Here is a 19,259-nt window from a genome sequence, read left to right as displayed (position 1 = left end):
AAATTTAGCAATGCCTCTTTACCGCGATTTTTCTGATGATACTGCCACAATTCTCGTATGGAAATACGATGAAACCGAAGATTTAAATATTGATGAACTTTTAGAATCGGAAAATGCCGAAAAAGTAAAAGATTATCATCCCAAAAAATTGTTGGAAGTATTGATGGTGAGAAAAATGTTCAAAGGCTTAAAACCAAACTCCAAGATATTATATAAGGAAAGAGAACCTTTTCTTTCACCTAAAGATGCAGAGATTTCTATCACCCATTCTTTTCCTTTTGCCGCAATCGCCATTTCTAAAAATAAGATTGGAATTGATATTGAAAAATTCAACTCTAAAATTTTAAGGGTAATCGACAAATTCACGTACGAGAACGAGCGAGGTTTCATTCCTTTTGATAATGAAGCTACTTTTTATACAATTATTTGGAGCGTGAAGGAAAGTATGTACAAAATTCACCATTCTAAATATTGGTCTTTGAAGAAGAATTATGAGGTAAAACCTTTTGAATTAAAATATCTTCATGACATAAGCTGCAGAGTGTATGATGATCAGTTTTCTGATGAATTTAAAGCCCGCGTGAAATTCTTCGACGATTATTGTTTTACGATTGTTGAGGAATAACCTTAACGGTTTCTGTAGTCTCGGATTCACTTTTGTATTTTTCGATCACCTTTCTTTGTTCTTTGGCAACATCAAAGATCAATTCCAAAACATCATGAATATTTTTTAATTCCGTTAAATGAGAGATTTTATCGGGATCTCTTCTGTCTACGATCTCGTTTTCTTCAATTTCAGTTCTCCTTTTCAGCATCAGATCATCGATGGAAGAATCTTCCGGCTCGATGCGGCTTTCCATTTTCAGGGTTTCGTTGATCTCATCGCCATTCAATAAGGCAGAGACTTTCTGCATTTCGGCTTCTATTTTTCTGCTCCAGCTTTCAGCATCAATTTCAGGATATTTTTCATTATTTTTTGAATATTGAGAAAGGGAAGCGGTATAAGCCGTGATAAGATGCGAAGTCGCCACAAACTGATGGACAACCTCCAGTTTTTTCTGCTGATTTTTCGGTTCAGAGATCATCCTCTGAAAATTGTCGGAAAGGTTGGCTAATGAGATGATGGCGTTTTTACGTTTTACTTTATAATCTTCAAGATCAAAATCTCCTTCTAAAAATTTAGAAATAACACTTTGAAAATAAATAAGATTGCTTTCCGCAGATTTTTTCATTAAATCTAAATTCTGTGTATGTTCCCAAACAGGTAAAACAATATAGGAAACTATGAAAGCAATAATTCCTGCAACGATGGTATCTACAATTCTGTCTTTAAAAATAACATCTACTTTTCCCGGACTTAAAAAATTAAAACTCAGGAAAACATATATCGTCATAAATGAAACTGCCCAAAAATACCGTCCTTTCAGAAAACTGAAACACATGATCATACTTAAAAGCAAGATGCTAAATAAAATGGCATTAATGTGTACGAAATGCAAAATAGCGTATGCAACTGAAGCTCCGGCAATGGTTCCGTACAGACGAAGTAAGTTTCGCTGTTTTGTGATGGAGTAGGCTGGCTTTAAAATGGCAACTATCGTAATTAAGATCCAATAGGCATGGCCAATTGCAAAGAACTGGAACATGGAAAAAAGATATCCTATTAATAAAGCAATGGTAATTCTCAATGCATGCCTGAAATGTGATGAAGATAAAGAAATGTTGTTTCTTAAAACTTTAAAATTAAGTTTCTCTTCATTAGGCATGAATTTCTTTAAGTCCAATCCTGTGGAAAGACTTTTTGCCAGCTTTACGTTTTGTGAAAATACTTTGTAGATCTCGTTAATCTCTTTGGTGATCTCATTAATACGCATTAATATCTGGCGTAAAATCATGAAATTTTCCAGATTATCGGGAGACAGCTGTTTATTTCTAAGTTCGAAATAATGAGCATTTAGATTTTTATGTGCTAAATCTAAATTGGTCATCGGTTTTGCACGAGTTCCGATTTGAAGAGAAATCCCGATATTGGTAATTTCATCCGCCAATAAATTGAGATAATCGTGGATATGAACTAAGATTGTACTGTCTTCAAAACTTTGTTGAAGCTTTTGATAGTCACTTTCGGAAGTCATTAATTTTTCATGCAAGTCCATGGAATTAAGGAACATCAACATCAGCAGTCGGCTTGTTGTCGTTGATTCATTAACGATGGTTCTAGTCTTGAAAACAGTTTCTCGGGTTTCTTCCTGAAGGTTTTTAATTCCGATCTGTTTGGCAATAACTTGGGTTGTCAGTTTATCGAAATCCGGATTTTTTTGATAATAGTTGGCTTTAATTTTTAAAAATTCAGCTAACTGCAGATAGTTTTCACCAATCATCTGACTGGCCAGTTTATATGGCTGAATCGTTGTAACAATAAGGAATATTAATAAAAACCATGTACAACCCGAAGCGAAAATTAGTAAACTTTTAAAAATATTGGCTCCTGTAAGATGGCCATCAATAAAGATCGCCATGACGACCAATGATAATGATCCAACGGCAGCTAATCTTTGTCCGTACACCCCAATTAACGAGAAAAACATCCCGAAAACAATAAGTTCGAGAAAGACCAGAATTTTAACATGCATTACTAAACTTGCAATAAGCGCAACAAAAACGAAGCAGAAAATAGCAAAGGTCAATGCATTTCTTCTTCTTATAAATGGTCCTGGTTGATCACAAAGTGCTACAAAGCTGGTTCCGAGAGGGAAGAGGAAATATTCTTTCAGAATTCCGAAGTGGGCGAGAACCAAACATGGCAGAACGGTAGCCAGTGTAATCCTGATAGCAGAATATACATATTGGCTGGTAACGAATTTTTTGAGTTCCGCGGAATAGTTCATAGTACAAAAATAAGAGTTAAATATGAATTGTCTGTTTTACTTCGTCAGTGAATTGTGAATTTTTTTTAATATGTTATTAATATTGATAATAAGTTTAATTGTCTTTTGTAATTCTCTTTTAGCAAGATTTAAACCATTCCGTCAAAAATTCATTTGAAGAAAGGGATTTTATACCACTTTTTTGCCTGTTATTAACTAGCTCCGATCGAAGCATTTGTTTGAGCTCATTTCTTTTGTTTCTGCGCGGCGGCTTTGCCGCCGCGCAGAAACAAAAGAAATAGCGAGTGCGGAGAGCGGGAAAAAGCTTCTTAAAAATAATAAAATTTATGTGTTAAAAAACAAAAAAAGCTCCATCAAATGGAGCTTTTATAAACTTGTATGTTATATTGTATTAATTATCAACATTAGAAGTTTCATCTCCGATGTTCCAAGTCAACCCGAAACGAAGAGTGTTATCTAAAGCTGTATTAATTTTAGACATATTGATAAGGTAAGAAATATCAAGTCCGAAAGAGTTGTATTTTAAACCAATACCTGCAGTTGCAAATTGTCTTGCCCCTTGTTCTTCACTTTCATGGAAGTAACCACCTCTTACAGCAAATGCGTTGTTGTAAGAATATTCCAATGCACCACTATACATGATACTGTTAGGATTTTTGAAAGATTTGCTGATACCGTCTATTGGACCAACGTTTGGTACTGCGTACATCGGTTGTCTTGTATTAGGATCCATCCCAATAAATTCTGAACCCGGAACTAAAAGTTTAGATCCTTCAACACTAAGACCAATTCTGTTTACATCATCAAGGAACATATCGTAACCGATACCTAATCTTGCCATTGTCGGAAGATAAGATCTAGATTCTTCGTTTCCTGTATAATCTAGTTTCGGACCTAAGTTCTGGATTGCTAAACCTGCATTCAGTTTTCCGTCATATCCTCCGATACTTGAGAATCTTGGAGATGTATAGTAAGCTGAAATGTCTACTGCAAATGAGTTTGCAGGCTTAAGAGTTGTGTCTGTGTTGAAACCTCCGGCCAAATCTGAACGAATATATCTACCCGTTACAGCCATTGAGTAAGAATCTGAAAGCTTCAAGCCATACGCAACGTCAATTGAGAATTCGTTTGGCTTAGACGTACCCATAGACGTAACTTCTGAACCTACTAATTGAGTTAAATCTACTTCACCCATATTGAAGTAATAAATACTCGCAGAGATGGTAGATCTTTCTTCCTGCCCCAGAAACTTATGGAATGCACCATATAGTAAAAATACATCATTGGTAAGTTTTCCCATATAAGGCGTGTAGTTGATACCTACGGAAGAACTTGATCTGCTAAAAGGATATTTCGCTGCATTCCAAAATTGAGAAAACGCATCTGGAGAGGTAACTACACCTTGATCTCCCATACCTCCGGCTCTAGCATCTGGCGCGATTCTTAAAAATGGAGCTCCGGTTAACACAGGTCTTACAAGACTTAGATCTTGAGCATACCCTAAAAAACCAGCACCTAACCCAATTCCTAAAAGCAGTTTAGTAGTTAAATTCATATGTTGTCTTTTATATATTATCAGTTTTTTATTAATATTATTATCTATTGTTATTTAATTTATTTCAAAAGTACCATTTTTTCTACAGCTGTGGCACTTCCTTTGCATTTTTCTTGGTTTTGACTTTTTGCAAATATCTTAAAAATATACGTACCTTTTGCTACTGTTGAACCAAAATCGTCTCTTCCGTCCCATTCTATTGCCTGACGTGGCGTTCTAAAGCCCTGTAGGAAAGGTTCTGCAACAACTGGTTGAGATATAGTTTTTACTAATTTTCCTGTTATTGTATAAATTTGAACGTTTACATCTAAAATATCATCACAATTATGCTCAAACTGAACATATGTTTTGTTGGTAAATGGATTCGGCCAGTTTAAGGGTCTATTAATAGTTAAATGCTGATCTGCTTCATCCTTAACTTCAAAGTCTAACGTAGAGGTTGTCGAATTATTGTTTATATCCCAAACTTTAAATGTTAACTGATGTTGACCTATCGCTAAATTCCTGAAAGGGTAGGTTACATTCCCCTTCTGGTAGTCTGCTAAACTTGGGCTTAAACATCCGTTTCCTTCTCCTGAAGCATAAAAATCATTTAAAACAACTGTATTGATAATTTGACCGTCCAAATATACTGTAATATCGTGACCGATACCAGATCCTGTAGAATTTATTCCTGTGTCGTCTGTAACACACGCCAACAACATCGGACTTTGGTTGGTGATACCTCCGTTAGCGAAGTTGGTGTTGTTCATGTATAATTTTACTTTTGGAGGTTCGCTGTCATTAATTCCGTTAGGGTTAATATCTCCAACCTGTACCGCTTGATTGTTAAATACGTCTGTAGCTTTGTTATCAGCATAAGCTAAGATTCTTCCTTCTCCGATAGCATAGTTAATATCCTTCGGAACATAAAATTCTACAGTGAAAACACCATTTACTGCTGTTCCTGAAGCTTTTACGATAGCACTTCCTTCTTCTGTATAGTTAAGAACAGTAAGGTTTCCATCGTTATTTAGTGTTTTTTTGTTTAATCTTTTATCGAAAATATTGATAACAACTCTTCCGTTGAAGGTTGTGTTAAGTGTTCCGCCTGAATTATTAATATGTCCTTTCACTTTTACAAAATCAAGACCTCTGATCAATCCCGGAACCGGAGTTTCGATATTATCAATTACTAATAATCTTTGAGGTCTGCTTAATTTCATCGCAGGATCACCAAGCAGGTTTACTTTTAAGTGATTAGAGTCTGCTCCTTTTAATTTCTTGGCATTTAAATGTGCATTTCCTAAAGAAATGAAATCATCATTTACCATTTTGAAGATTTCTTTAGTATAAAAATCTGTAAATGAAATACCGTAACCAATACCTACAGCACGGCTTGAAGTGATCATGGTAGAAACCCCGCCTTGTTTTAATTTAATAAACTGTTCACCCGCAGAGAAAGTTTCAGGATCATCCCATAATGTAAATTCACATGTTATTGTTGATACAAATGGAAATCTGCTGTAAATATTCGAGAAATTATTAGAGTTTTGAATTTCATCTGTTGTTAATACTCTTTCCTGTGCCCATCCATTGATACCCCCATGTCCGAAATAGAAAAGATACAAGCTGTTACCAATATCATTAGAAATAGCCTGATTTACCTGTGGATATCTTTGTCCACCTGCTGTACTTTGTGCCTGGAAGGCATCCAGATATAATTTTCTAACATTATATTCCTTAAGAGTAGGACCTGTTTGTTCAAAAACACTTACCAAAGCATTATTCATTGTAGTATGGAATGGTATTGGGGTAGCAGTAGTGTTTTCATCGTGATCATCATCCACAACAAAATCCAGTTTCATACGCCATTCTCCAAAAGGAGTTGACTGACTTGGCAGACTGTTGTAGTAAGCAAGCACTTTGTCCATCATATTGGATGCTTCTGTTGTGTTTGCTGCAGGAATTCTTCCAACGGGAAGGTCAGGAAGGTTACTTGTGATAAACTGAGCACTTTGTGGTTGTGTCATTACAATATAATCATCCGTAACGAAAGAATTTACAAAATCTCCGGAATCTTCACTTTCATAACTTGAAACAACATTCGAGTTATTCGAGATTCTGTTTTTATAATCATAAGAGGTATCTCCTAAAATAAATACATATTTTAATCTTCCAACCGGAGTATTTAGTTTCGTAACAAAATCTCTTATCGCTGTAAGATCTCTGCTTCCGCTGCCAAATTCGTTGTAAACTTTACTAACGTCTACTATCTGAACATTGAAGTTACTTTTTGTCTGATGATAATTGGCTAATCTTTGAGCCTGACCCATCATTTCGGGAGTTGTAAGAATCAGATAATCTACATTTTGTAATGATGAAAGATCCTGATTGTTTATTCTTTCAACAAACTGAGGCGAAAAAGCAGCGTCTGCTCGAAATGCCACAAATTCATTGTTAAAATTTTGGTCGCCAGTGATGTATCCGAAGTTAAAAGTAGTATTACCGGCCGCTTTATTCACTCTTCTGTTAGCATTGGTGATATCTGTAACGTCCCATACCTGCTCCATTGCAGAAGTATTGGCTATACTGAAACCATACGCTGTATTTGTGCCGCTTGCAAGAGAAAAGTCTCTGAAATTCATTTGTGAACCGTTGAAACTTAGGTTTTCTTTATACTGCGCTTCTACATAATCCATATAGAAAACTCCGTTAGGATTTACTGAAATATCCGGAGTGTATTTGAAGGTAATCTGATTTCCGCTTAATCCGGTTATTGTACCTTCATATCTTGCAGGAGAAAAATCGTAAATATAATTCGAAGAATTGGTAGGAACCGAAAATGGAGTAGAATTTTGATTGTTAATACTAATCACAATGTTATTTTGCTGAGCTTTATAACCAATCACCCTTGTTCTGTATCTTACAATATCTCCTCCCAGAATAGGTGATTTAGTCGTAAACGTAATTGTTTTTTCTGTCGTAAAAGGTGCGTCTTCTACCCATATTCTTCCAACCTTCAATAAGTTTTTTTGATCATTGTTGATAACCTGATAATCGTCGTATCTGGTAATTAATGCGGAAGCAGGTAAGTTGGCGTCCACAGCCTGTACTCTTTTTCCCGGTCCTTTGTCAAAATTGATATAGTAGTAAGCAAAATCCTCATAAATATTTTTAAGATGATTTGCTCTGTCATTTCTTGTTTCCACTCTCTTGAAACCGTTACCATTTCCTGTATCATATAGGTTGTATCCAGTAGGTCCCTGTGCATAAAATAAAGCGTAATCATTGTCATTCCACACGCCGTCATCTTCACCTACAACCTGTATGGCATTTTCTTGCAAAGCACTGTATTTTACATCTTGGTTGTGTTCGGGAAGCATAATTCCACCGTTACCGTAGATCCTGAAATTTCTCGGATTTACAGAGGCAGGATTAATCCCGTTATCTTGTAAAAACTGTCTTGTAATTTTAAAGATTCCGGATTTGTCAACTTTTATTTTATAAAAACCTCCTGTTGCAAAAGGGTTGTTTGTTGTTCCGACTTTAGCGGTGCTTCCAAAATTATTAGGTAAGGATGTTTCGGAAACATCGAATGAAGATAATCTTTGAACACGTCCTTTTACGTTTTTAAAAAGAGATACATTCATGGTGGCGTATCTTTCGCCTTCAAGATAATAGTATGCTATATCTGTAACTTCGTAGTTTGGTAGCAAGTCTTTATTTAATTCAAATAAATCTCTGTTGGAAATATTTTCCCAAACAAGATTAGAAATTTTTAGCTGCTTTTCTCCAATTTTTTGTTTGGTTGTGATAAAAACATTATTTTGGCCATACGAAAAACCCTCATTTTTAAAGTTTGGGAGATTCAGTTTTGTTTCACCGAAATCTTGAATTTTGGCACCGTCCCAATTGATGGTTGTTTTTTGAGCCCAAATCGCTGATACAAAGCTTAATAGGAATAAAAGCGTAATTTTTTGTTTCATGTTTGATTTTGAAATTTCTAAATTACAAAATAAATGAAAATTTTAGAATTAAATTGCGATACAATAAAATTAATTTGTGAACATTTTTCAAAAAAATCAAATCTTTACTTGATTTATTGAATAATTTATTTTTTCTTTGTACTTTGAAAATATTTATAATCGACTATGAAAAAACTAAAGTTGTTTTCATTAATAGCATTGAGTTCTACACTTGCATTAACCAGTTGTGGTGGGTCAGGTACCAGTAAAGGCGGTGGTACTAAAAAATTTGTCAGCAAGACAGGTTGGAAGCCAAACGAAAAACAGGGTTGGTTTTTTGCAGGAAAGCAACAGAAGCAAAAAGGTTGGCCAGGAATGGTATATGTAGAAGGTGGAACTTTTACAATGGGATTAGTGAAAGATGATGTTATGCACGATTGGAATAACTCACCCCGCAGAATGCAGGTAAGTTCATTCTTTATCGGAGAAACAGAAATTACTAACTATGAATACCGCGAATACCTTACATGGTTGAAGTATGTATTCCCTCCAAGTGATCCAAGCTTTAAGGAAATCTATAACGGTGCTTTGCCGGATACCTTATTGTGGGATAACAAACTATCTAGAAATGATTTCAACGAAACGTATTTCCGTTCTCCTGAATTCGATTACTATCCGGTAGTAGGTGTATCTTGGACGCAGGCTAACAGATACTGCGAGTGGTTGTCAGATAGAGCGAACGAAAAAGCTTTAATGCAAGCAGGAATAATTGCTAAAGATTTATATATCAATGAATCTAATAACCAAGGTGGAACTGCATTTAACATGGATAAATTCAAGTCGAATGATCCGGAAATTCAGGGATATATTAACGAAAAAAGAATGCAGCAAAAAATTGGTATAAAAAGTACCAACCAAAGATTACTTGCTGCAAACAGAGCTCCAAACGCTGCTATGGTAACGAAATTCAGACTTCCTACAGAAGTTGAATGGGAATATGCAGCTCTTGGTATGGCTAAAAATAGAGAATACAATCAATATAAAGGTAAAAAACCTGAAATTGAATTGCTAAGAGGTACTAAAGGAAGAGATAGAGGTATGTACCTTGAAAACTTCAAAATGGGTACTGGTGATTACTCAGGAATTGCAGGATGGAAAAATGACGGTGCTGCAAGAACTGCAGATGTTAGACAATATCCTTCCAACGACCTAGGTATCTATGGTATGTACGGTAACGTTTCCGAATGGACTGCCGATGTTTACAGACCAATTATCGATGAAAATTTCAGTGATTTCAACTATTACAGAGGGAACATGCCTCAAGCTGTTGTAAAGAACGGAGACGGAACTTACAAAATGGTTGACGAAAGCAACATTAAATACGATACTTTAGCTGACGGTAGATTAGTTTACAAAAACTTACCGGGTCAGTTTGAGAGGGAAACAATTGCAGATTATAGAGATTATAGAGATGGTGACAGACAATCATCTTTAGATTACAGAACTGCTAGTGATTCTGCTGCTGGTTTCGACATGTACAATTCTCCTAAAACTAAGTTTATTGTAAATGCTAACGGTAAAGTTGTATTACAAAAAGATACTAAGGACAGAACTTCTGCTATGAACAACGATGTGAGAGTAGTAAAAGGAGGTTCTTGGCAGGATACTGCTTATTGGTTAGATCCAGGTCAAAGAAGATACAAGACTCAAGGTAAAGCTTATGCATGGATCGGATTCCGTGTTGCGCAGGATGCTAGAGCTAATGAAAAAGCTAGAACTAGAAGATAATATTTATCAAAAAATAATTTCAAAAACCTTCCAAACTATTGGAAGGTTTTTTTATTTTTGAGCTATGAATATAGAACAGTTTTACTCTTTATTTTTACAATCTAACAGAGTTACCATAGACAGCAGAAAAATAGGTGAGAATGATATTTTCTTTGCTTTTTCCGGAGAGAATTTCAATGCTGCAACATTTGCTGAAAAAGCGATAAATGAAGGTGCTCTGGCTGTGATAGTAGAGCAGAAAGACTTTGAAAATAAAGACAAAAATATTTTCTATGTTCCCTCTACATTAGAGTTTTTACAAAAACTGGCGATTCATCATAGAAATCAATTACAGATCCCCATTATCGGTCTTACAGGAAGCAATGGGAAAACTACTACGAAGGAGATCATTCATGCCGTTCTTTCTGAAAAGTATAATGTACAGTATACATATGGTAATCTCAATAATCACATTGGTGTTCCATTGACAATACTTTCTATCAAACCAGAACATGAAATGGCTGTTATAGAAATGGGTGCCAATCATCAAAAGGAAATTGAACTGCTTTGTACAATTTCTCAGCCTAATTTTGGATATATTACCAATTTCGGAAAGGCACATTTAGAAGGTTTTGGCGGATTTGAAGGCGTAATAAAAGGTAAATCTGAATTATATGATTATCTTAAAAATAATCATCAGACTATTTTGGTGAACGAAAATGATCCAATCCAATCAGAGAAAACAGAGACTTATCAGCCGAAAATTACTTTTGGAAAAGAAAGTTCAGACTATAATTTTGAATCCTTTTCTGAAGAACATTTTGTAGGATTATCATATCAGAATAATAAAGCCTTATCTAAACTTACCGGCGAATACAATTTTACCAATCTTTGTGCTGCTGCGAGCTTAGGACTACATTTCGGAATCGATTTTGACAAAATCAAACAGGCTATTGAGAATTATACGCCAACGAATATGCGTTCTCAAATCGTTAAAAAAGAAGATAAAACATTAGTTCTCGATACATATAACGCCAATCCAAGTTCTATGACGGCTTCTTTGCATAATTTCATAACTTTTGAAGGTTCAAAAACGATCATTATCGGTGATATGCTGGAACTAGGGGAGGAGAGTGAAAAAGAACATCAAAACATCCTGAAATTAGCTCAGGATCTAGGCTTTAATGAAATAATAACTGTTGGAGGACATTTTAAAAATGTTAATCCTTCATCATTTGCTTTTCAAAATACAGCAGAATTAATAGAATATTTAAAACTGAACACTATTCAATCAGAAAATATTCTATTAAAAGCTTCAAGAGGAATTTCTCTGGAAAAATCGATAGACTTTATTTAGTCTTCGTATTCCAGAATTCATTTACAATCAGTTCAATATTTTTAAAAGTGCTTGGGAAAACTTCATTTTCTATTTGAGTGGTGTTTTTCCAGGCTACTTCGGTAATACCTTCTTCGATCTGAGGTTTTGAGGTGTCTTCTCCAAAGAAGTTCATTTCAAACCAATGGGTGCATTTCAGGATCTTATCGCCATTTCTTTCAATGTAAATATGGTAAGTGGTGTTGATGAAATTGACCAGTTCTACATTACTCAGGCCTGTTTCTTCCTCAATTTCTCTTACGGCAGACTCTTCTCTGGATTCGCCTTTTTCCATTTTACCTTTCGGAAGATCCCATTTTCCGAGCCTTTTGATGAAAAGCATATCGCCTTTTTCATTACTTACCAATCCTCCCGCAGCTTCTATTATTCTAAAAAGATTTTTAAACTCTGCCCAGATCTCATCAATGTTTTCGCCGAATACATTTATTTCTTTTACAGATGTATTCTCCAAAAGATCTAAAGCGATCTCCAAAGTTGTGAAACTTTCGTAGCTGATCTTTTTTTCGAGCTCTTCGGATTGCTTAGACAGCAATAATTTTTTTTCGTTCACAAAAACTTTATACATTTGTAATTAATTAAGAATTTAAATACAAAAATAAAAAATGAATTTAGAAGGACGAAAGATTATTGTCAATAAATCATCTAAAGAATTATCCGAAATACTAAAAACCCCTGAAAATTATAAAGATTTTATGCCGGACGGTCTTCAAAAGTTTGAAACCAGAGAAGATGGCTTTAAATTCGGGTTACAGGGAATGCCGGAAATCGCTTTAAAAATAGATGAAGTTACAGACCAGAAAGCAGTTTTAAAATCTGCAAGTTCAAGTTTAGATTTTGCATTAACAGCAACTTTGAACCCGATCAGCGAAAATCAAACTGAAGTTCAGATGCTTTTTGAAGGAAAATTTAATCCATTTATCAAAATGATGGTAGAAAAGCCTTTGCAAAACTTCATTAATACCTTAACGGATAAGATCGAAGCTTATAAATAATACAGGAAACCTTCAGTAATGGAGGTTTTTTTATGCAATAAAATTTAAAGATCATGATTTTGCAGGTCCGTTAATAGAAGTTTCCTATTGATGATTAGATATTGCTGATTGAATAATATGATTTTCTCATTCAATAATAAAAATTTACCATACGTTATTATATATTGACCATTCAATAATAGGATTTTACTACGCATTATTATATATTGACTATTCAATAATAGGATTTTACGATGCGTGTATTTAATTACCTATGCAATTAATAGAAGTAGAAGGTTAAAGAAAAGACTTTTACTATGAGGGTTTTAAGATTTCTTCTGGGTTGTTGGATATTGTAGTTTTAATAAACAAAGTTTTTTCTGAAAAAATTATTCTTTATTTCTATGCAAAAACTCCTGAACTATGATCGAATGAACTTCCTGTTGCAGAAGCAAGCACATTAATCTCATTATTAAGTCTTAAAACACCCATAAAAGCAAAGATCAGTGCTTCTTTATAGTCTATGATTTCTCTTTCGGGAATAATGATCTCAGCGGTAGTTTTTTCTTTTATTTTTTCAATTAAATAAGTATTATACGTGCCGCCACCCGTAAAGAGGATATTTTTTAATTTATTTTCATTAATAACTTTAGAAATTTGTTGAGCTACATGTTCTGTAAATGTCGCTAAAACATCAATAATTTCAATGTTTTCAAACAAAGAGAAAATATTTTCGTTACACCATTCAATTCCCAATGATTTTGGATGAAACTGTTTGTAAAAATCTAAAGAATTAAGTTTTAATAATAATTCTTTATTTATACTTCCTGTTTTTGATAAATCTCCGTTTTCGTCAAAATTTTTATTGAACTTCTGAACTAATTTATTGAGTACGATATTAACAGGAGCGATGTCAAAAGCTATTCTTTTATCATTAATTTTTAAAGAAATATTTGAAAAGCCTCCTAAATTAAGACAGGCATCATACTGTGAAAACAATAATTCATCACCAATAGGAACCAAAGGCGCTCCATTTCCGCCCATCAAAACGTCTTGAGATCTGAAATCATAGATTACAGGCAGATGAGTTTCTAATTTGATAGCTCTTCCGTCTCCAATCTGTAAAGTGAATTTTTTTTGTGGCTGATGAAAAACTGTATGACCGTGAGAAGCGATCAGGTCAATATTTTGTAAATCAAATTTTTGAATGAAATTCTGAGTGAGTTTTCCTAAATAAAAACCGTATTCTGAATGTAATTCTAATAATTCTTCTGCAGAAAGATGAATAGAATTACGGAGTTTGTCTTCCCAGTTTTTGGGATAAGGAATTGTTTCTGCCTTTATGATCAGGAAACTCCAGGTTTCCTTCTTTTCGAATGTTGCATAGCAGATATCCAAGCCATCCAGGCTGGTTCCAGACATTAATCCTATTGCATGCAAGATCATAGCAGATGTTTATTTTTTAGATTCGGATAATTTGGTTGTGCTGAAATTTCCGGAATTTTTGTAGAAAGTATATTCAGAAAAGTCATCTTTTGCCGTCATACCGTTAGCACCGATAAGCGTAGAGCCGTCTTCCATGGTTACAAATACTGTGTCACGAGTATAAATACGGTTTTTTTTCTGATCCCAGAAAATACTTTGCATTGCAAATCTCTGACCTTCATTTGTAGTGATTCTTACGTCACCTTTTGCTTCGTAGAACTTTTTATATTCAAAAATTCTGGCATATTTTGCAGTGATCTTTCCGGGAACCTTGGGTTTTTTCTTGTCAAAAAATTCAATATTGATACCTTTGTTAGCCACGGTATATGGACTGTCGATCAATTCATATTTTTCGATGAGAGGAGCGAGTGCTTTCATGCTTATAAAACCCGAATCTCTCTTAACGATTTTAGCATTGTAGATGATCGTTGAAGGAAAATTTTTAGTTTGAAGACCTTTAGATTTGGTAAGATCTTCTTCACAAGATGTCAATATAAAAAATATAGCACAACTAAAAAGGTATGCTATATTTTTATATGCTATGTTTTTTACAAACTTCATTTTTTATTCAAGCAAACGCTTTCTGAACCACTTATCAGCAAAATTGAAACCAACTTTTAAGTTAACATAATTCTGATTGATCAAGCCATTTTTAAGAGTTCCTCTTTTTCCTACTTCCAAACCAAGCTCAAGACCACTCATTCTTGTTATGCTACTTGTTTTGAACGGAAGAAGTACACCTGCAGAGATACCAAATTTGTTGATGTTTGTACCTGCAATTTGAAGGCTTCCTTTTTCATAGAAAGCACCATATCTGTAGACAACTCTTGAGAAATAATTTCTAAAGTTGTTATAGTTTGGCAAATACCAACCTCCGGCAGAAATTCTGTAAGAATCCTGAAGATCTAAACTTTTTCCAAAGTAAGCAATTGATTCTCCTTTTTTATAGTCTACCTGACCGGAAAGGAACCATTTGTTTTCTTCACCATAACCTACACCAAGAGATGCCTGAATTGGTAAAAGGTTTTTAGAACTTGTACTTTTTTCTTCAATAATGCTTTCTCCAGTTTTTACATCTCCGGCAGCGTAGTAATAGGTACTGTTTTTATAGTCAGTCATCATATTACTTGTGTTACCAAAAGTAGTAGTAGCACCAATTGTAAGTTTACGGTCGTTACGGGTATCCAGTTTTTGGTAACTTGCTCCTAACGTAAAGTTGAAGTTTTTAATACTATTTTTAGTTTCATAACCGTTGATCAACTCAGCATCTGAAATCGCTATTTCGTTTGTATCATAAAGGTTACCAAAATAGTAATTTGCTCTTGCACCTACTGAGAACTGATCAGACACTTTATAACCCAAAGCTATTTGTGCGGTATTCAATGTACCTGTTCCCTTAAATCTGTTGGCAACGGTAGCCGTTGTTCCGTCTTCTTTTGTAATTGTAGAAGAATTCAGAATATCGTAGCTTTTAGAGCTGTATGGCTGATATGAAAGTCCCAATTTCAACTTTGGTGACAAAGGAAATGCCAATGATATATTTGATAAATACGTAGAATGTTTTGTAGACTTCGTATTATTATAATCAGTTTTGAAATAATTGTTTTCGTTGGTAGCTTCCAATTTTATACTTGTAAGCTCGAAATTAGCATTATTTGCAGGGTTTGCGAAGTTGAAACTACTCGAAAAGTCACTTATAAAAGCTGTGGAGATCCCTCCCATAGAAGCAGTTTCAATCGTATTATCATATTTTACATCTCCAATTCCATAAGTTGCATAAGGTGAGTTACTCAAATTCTGCGCGTTAAGGAAGTATCCAACTGATATGAATGATAGTACAAAGATTTTTTTCATTCTTTATTTTTAAAATAATGCGCAAATATCTTAAATATTAATGAATTGTAAAAGTTTCCTGAGGTTAAAGTTTGTTAAGGGCTTCTCTTTAAGCAAAAAATGTAATTTTCAGTAAATTGAAATGTCGATTTTATTAATTCAAAAAGGCTGCTCATCGTATGAGAGCAACCTTTTATATAGTTTTAATTAAGTCAAAAATTATTTCACCTGAAGCACAGATCTTGTGTGGCTGAAATTTTCAAAGCTGAATTTTCCGTGATATTTTCCCATTCCGGAAGTTCCTACACCACCAAATGGTAAAAAATGAGATCCGACATGCACAATTGTACTGTTGATTTCCGCATCGCCGCTCGTTGTGCGACTAAGAATATCGTCTGCAAATTCTTGATTTTCGGTGAAAATATATAAAGCTAATGGCTTTGGACGATTATTTATTTCCTCTAAAGCTTCATCAATATCATTATAAGTAAGAATTGGAAGGATCGGTCCGAAAATTTCCTGTTGCATTACTTTATCATCCCAAGTAACATTATCCATCAAAGTCGCTTCAAAATGACGGGTTTCAAGATCATAATTTCCGCCATAAATTACTTTTTCCGGAGATGCTTCAAGGTAACCAGAAAGATTTTTAATTTGAGTCTGATTAACAATTTTTCCGATTTTTCCTAAAGATCCTTCAGGGTAAGTTGTTTCTAAATACGTTCTGAACTTTTCAATAAAAGTATCTTTTACAGATTCATGAATGTAGATGTAGTCGGGAGCAACACAAGTTTGTCCGCAATTGATCCATTTTCCGTAAGATATTTTCTGAACGGCTTTATCCAGATCAGCATCTTTATGAATAATTGTAGGAGATTTTCCTCCCAATTCAAGAGTTAAAGGAATTAATTGTTCTGCTGCAGCTTTCATAACGATTTTGCCCACATTCGGACTTCCTGTAAAGAAAATGTAGTCAAACGGAAGGCTTAATAATAACGTATTTTCTTCAATTGCTCCTTGGACTACGGCTACATAAGCTTCATCGAATGATTCTTTTACGATATCATCAATAACTTTTGCTACGTGAGGGGTATTTTCAGAAGGTTTTATGATGGCAGTATTTCCCGAAATTAATGCTCCGATTAGCGGACTAAAAGTCAGTTGAACAGGGTAGTTGAAAGGTCCGATAATATAATTAACTCCATAAGGCTCATGGATTATTTTACTTATAATTTCCTCGCCAGTTGAGCTTGGTTTTGATGGTACGAAGGTTGGTTTTGCCCATTCATTAATATTTTCCAGAAGATAATCAAGTTCACTGCTTACGATTTGTATCTCGACATATTCGGCTTCCTTTCTGCTTTTTCCTAAATCTATATCTAAAGCTTCACAAAGTGCATCGGTATGGCTCAGAAATATTTCACGGAATTTCCTTAATTGAGTTTTTCTGAATTCAATATCTTTAGTTTGATTGGTTTTAAAGAAGGCCTTTTGTTTATCAAATATTCTTCTTATTTTCTGTTCGAGTTCTTTATTCATTTTGATTTATTTTAATGATTGCAGGTTTAAAACTGTGCAATATTTTAGGTTAAAAATTATTAAGCAAATGTATTGTTAAAAATTATATTGCACGCAATTTAAATTTAATTTTATTCTAATTGAATTATTGATGTAACCTATCAATATGATTTACCTGTTTAAATTTTTTTTGATAGTTTGTAAATAGCAAAGGCGCGAATGATAATTAAAGTCAATGTTTTAAGGCGCAAGGATTTTAACGTAGATAAAATTTATATCGCTTTTTACTTAACGTTTGCTGAAAATCTTTGATTTTCTTGCGCCTTAAAAAAGTTATAAAAATTAAAATCTTTGCGCCTTTGCGATTCTCCAACAAAATAATATCTACAGCTTTGCTTGAAACTTTTATATAAGTTTAAAACATAATTGACTATATGTTTTCAATGAAAAATTAATGCCAACAACTTTTCCAAATATTAAATCGAGTTTAATTTTAAAAAATTGAGCGAAGATTTTTTATCTTTGGGACATGAATTGGGAGAACATCGCCGGACAGGAAAATCTGAAAAAACTTCTTAGAGACAGTATCGCCGAAAACAGAGTGAGCCACGCCCAGCTTTTCATAGGAAAAGAAGGATATGGAACTTTGCCGATGGTTTTGGCGTATGCAAAAGAAATTTTAAAAGGTGAAAATGAGCATGCTGCTTCAAAAGTAGAGCATTTGAATCACCTAGATCTGCATTTCAGCTTCCCGGTTTTTACGGATAACAGAAACTCTTTAAGCAAAAATAAGTTTGAAGAATTTAGAGAAATGATCATGGCTTCACCTTATGCAAGCTATGATGATTGGACGGCTTTTCTTGAGTCTGAAAATAAGCAACTCTTTATTTCTGCAGATGAAGTTGATGATCAAAACCAGAAATTTTCTCTTAAAAGCTTTGAAGGTGGAACTAAAATTCTGATCGTCTGGAGAGCAGATAAAATGAATACTGCCGCTTCCAACAAGTTCCTGAAATTTTTAGAAGAACCACCCGCAAAAACAATTATCCTTCTTACAGCCGAAGATATTAATGATATTCTTCCCACGATTCTTTCCAGGACGCAGGTTGTGGAGATCCCAAGAATTAATGATAACGATATAGAAAATTATCTTAAAAAGAATTTTTCTGTAACTGATGAAAAAGTGAGAGAAATTGTTCATCAAGCTCAGGGAGATTTGAATGATGCTATCAAACTTTTAAATTCAGGAAATAAAAGCGATGAGTTTGAAAAATTGTTTGTTCAATGGGTTCGTGATGCCTTTATGGTGAAAAAGAAACCAGAATTTCTTAAAAGTATTATTATTTGGGCTAGAGAAATCGCAGGCTGGAACAGAGAAAAGCAAAAGAATTTTTTAAACTATTGTTCTGAGATTTTCAGATTAGCATTGCTTCAAAATTATCAGTCGGAAAGTCTGGTTTATAAAAAAATTGATGCCAATGGTTTTAACTGGGCCGGATTTTCAAAATTCATCAGTGGAGCCAATATCGAAAGTATTCTGGACGAAATTTCAACTGCCGATCTCCATTTAACCCGAAACGGAAATCCTAAAATAATCTGGACGGATTTGGGGATAAAATTATCAAGATATATTCATAAAAGCACATAAAAATAAACTCTGGCATTATTGTCGGAGTTTATTTTTTCATTACTGATAGTTATTTTTCTTAATTACATCGAATCTTAGATCAGAATGAAGTAAAATGAGGAGCAAAGAATCTCTATTCATCATTCACATTTAACAAAATCTTCTTATTTACATTACTATTTTGGGGATTATCTTTATCTAAAATGGATAATTCAACAGATAGAATTAATAATGTTTTATTCATATCAGTTTAAATTTATTTAACGGAACTC

General features: G+C 34.1%; 13 protein-coding genes. 5 read left to right on the top strand and 8 right to left on the bottom strand.

The window, feature by feature from the left end; translation table 11 throughout:
- Nucleotides 1–10: 10 nt before the first annotated feature.
- Nucleotides 11–625, top strand: a complete 615-nt coding sequence (locus EG348_RS00580) for a 4'-phosphopantetheinyl transferase superfamily protein (RefSeq protein ID WP_123979704.1) — start codon at nt 11–13, stop codon at nt 623–625.
- On the opposite strand, the gene EG348_RS00575 is transcribed toward EG348_RS00580, so the two are convergent.
- The 3 genes from EG348_RS00575 to porU form a co-directional block, all read right to left on the bottom strand.
- Nucleotides 606–2,888 carry an FUSC family protein gene (locus tag EG348_RS00575; protein WP_123979702.1) on the bottom strand — a complete coding sequence of 761 codons (2,283 nt, stop codon included), beginning with the start codon at nt 2,886–2,888 and terminating at the stop codon, nt 606–608. The genes EG348_RS00580 and EG348_RS00575 overlap by 20 nt on opposite strands.
- Nucleotides 2,889–3,279: 391 nt before the next feature.
- Nucleotides 3,280–4,443, bottom strand: a complete 1,164-nt coding sequence (porV, locus tag EG348_RS00570; protein WP_123979700.1) for a type IX secretion system outer membrane channel protein PorV — start codon at nt 4,441–4,443, stop codon at nt 3,280–3,282.
- A 59-nt stretch (nt 4,444–4,502) separates the two neighbouring features.
- Nucleotides 4,503–8,411 (bottom strand): type IX secretion system sortase PorU, encoded by a 3,909-nt coding sequence (porU, locus tag EG348_RS00565; protein WP_123979698.1) that lies wholly within the window; start codon nt 8,409–8,411, stop codon nt 4,503–4,505.
- Nucleotides 8,412–8,576: 165 nt separating this feature from the next.
- On the opposite strand from porU, the gene gldJ reads away from it, so the two are divergent.
- Both gldJ and EG348_RS00555 read left to right on the top strand, forming a co-directional pair.
- Nucleotides 8,577–10,178: a gliding motility lipoprotein GldJ gene (gene gldJ, locus EG348_RS00560; RefSeq protein WP_123979696.1), complete on the top strand. Its 1,602-nt coding sequence runs from the start codon at nt 8,577–8,579 to the stop codon at nt 10,176–10,178.
- Nucleotides 10,179–10,242: 64 nt separating this feature from the next.
- Nucleotides 10,243–11,514, top strand: a complete 1,272-nt coding sequence (locus EG348_RS00555) for a UDP-N-acetylmuramoyl-tripeptide--D-alanyl-D-alanine ligase (RefSeq protein WP_123979694.1) — start codon at nt 10,243–10,245, stop codon at nt 11,512–11,514.
- Here the strand turns inward: EG348_RS00555 and EG348_RS00550 are convergent.
- Nucleotides 11,507–12,118 (bottom strand): NUDIX hydrolase, encoded by a 612-nt coding sequence (locus tag EG348_RS00550; RefSeq protein WP_123979692.1) that lies wholly within the window; start codon nt 12,116–12,118, stop codon nt 11,507–11,509. The two genes, EG348_RS00555 and EG348_RS00550, sit on opposite strands and share 8 nt — an antisense overlap.
- 37 nt (nt 12,119–12,155) lie before the next feature.
- Between EG348_RS00550 and EG348_RS00545 the strand changes: the two genes are divergently transcribed.
- Entirely contained in the window at nt 12,156–12,545 is a 390-nt protein-coding gene (locus EG348_RS00545) for an SRPBCC family protein (RefSeq protein WP_123979691.1), read from the top strand.
- Between the two features lie 381 nt (nt 12,546–12,926).
- Here EG348_RS00545 and EG348_RS00540 read toward each other — a convergent pair whose 3' ends face one another.
- From EG348_RS00540 to mdlD, 4 genes are all read right to left on the bottom strand, one after another.
- Nucleotides 12,927–13,970 (bottom strand): anhydro-N-acetylmuramic acid kinase, encoded by a 1,044-nt coding sequence (locus tag EG348_RS00540; protein ID WP_123979689.1) that lies wholly within the window; start codon nt 13,968–13,970, stop codon nt 12,927–12,929.
- Between the two features lie 9 nt (nt 13,971–13,979).
- The gene (gene lptC, locus EG348_RS00535) at nt 13,980–14,570 is read right to left on the bottom strand and encodes an LPS export ABC transporter periplasmic protein LptC (protein WP_123979687.1); all 591 of its coding nucleotides are present in this window, start codon (nt 14,568–14,570) and stop codon (nt 13,980–13,982) included.
- Between the two features lie 3 nt (nt 14,571–14,573).
- Nucleotides 14,574–15,863 carry a hypothetical protein gene (locus EG348_RS00530; RefSeq protein ID WP_123979685.1) on the bottom strand — a complete coding sequence of 430 codons (1,290 nt, stop codon included), beginning with the start codon at nt 15,861–15,863 and terminating at the stop codon, nt 14,574–14,576.
- A 198-nt stretch (nt 15,864–16,061) separates the two neighbouring features.
- Nucleotides 16,062–17,381 carry an NAD(P)-dependent benzaldehyde dehydrogenase MdlD gene (gene mdlD, locus EG348_RS00525; RefSeq protein WP_123979683.1) on the bottom strand — a complete coding sequence of 440 codons (1,320 nt, stop codon included), beginning with the start codon at nt 17,379–17,381 and terminating at the stop codon, nt 16,062–16,064.
- A gap of 508 nt (nt 17,382–17,889) precedes the next feature.
- Between mdlD and EG348_RS00520 the strand changes: the two genes are divergently transcribed.
- The gene (locus EG348_RS00520) at nt 17,890–19,008 is read left to right on the top strand and encodes an ATP-binding protein (RefSeq protein WP_123979681.1); all 1,119 of its coding nucleotides are present in this window, start codon (nt 17,890–17,892) and stop codon (nt 19,006–19,008) included.
- Nucleotides 19,009–19,259 lie beyond the last annotated feature (251 nt).

The organism is Chryseobacterium sp. G0201, assembly GCF_003815655.1.
GTDB lineage: Bacteria > Bacteroidota > Bacteroidia > Flavobacteriales > Weeksellaceae > Chryseobacterium.
This window is presented reverse-complemented; position numbering and strand designations above follow the sequence as displayed.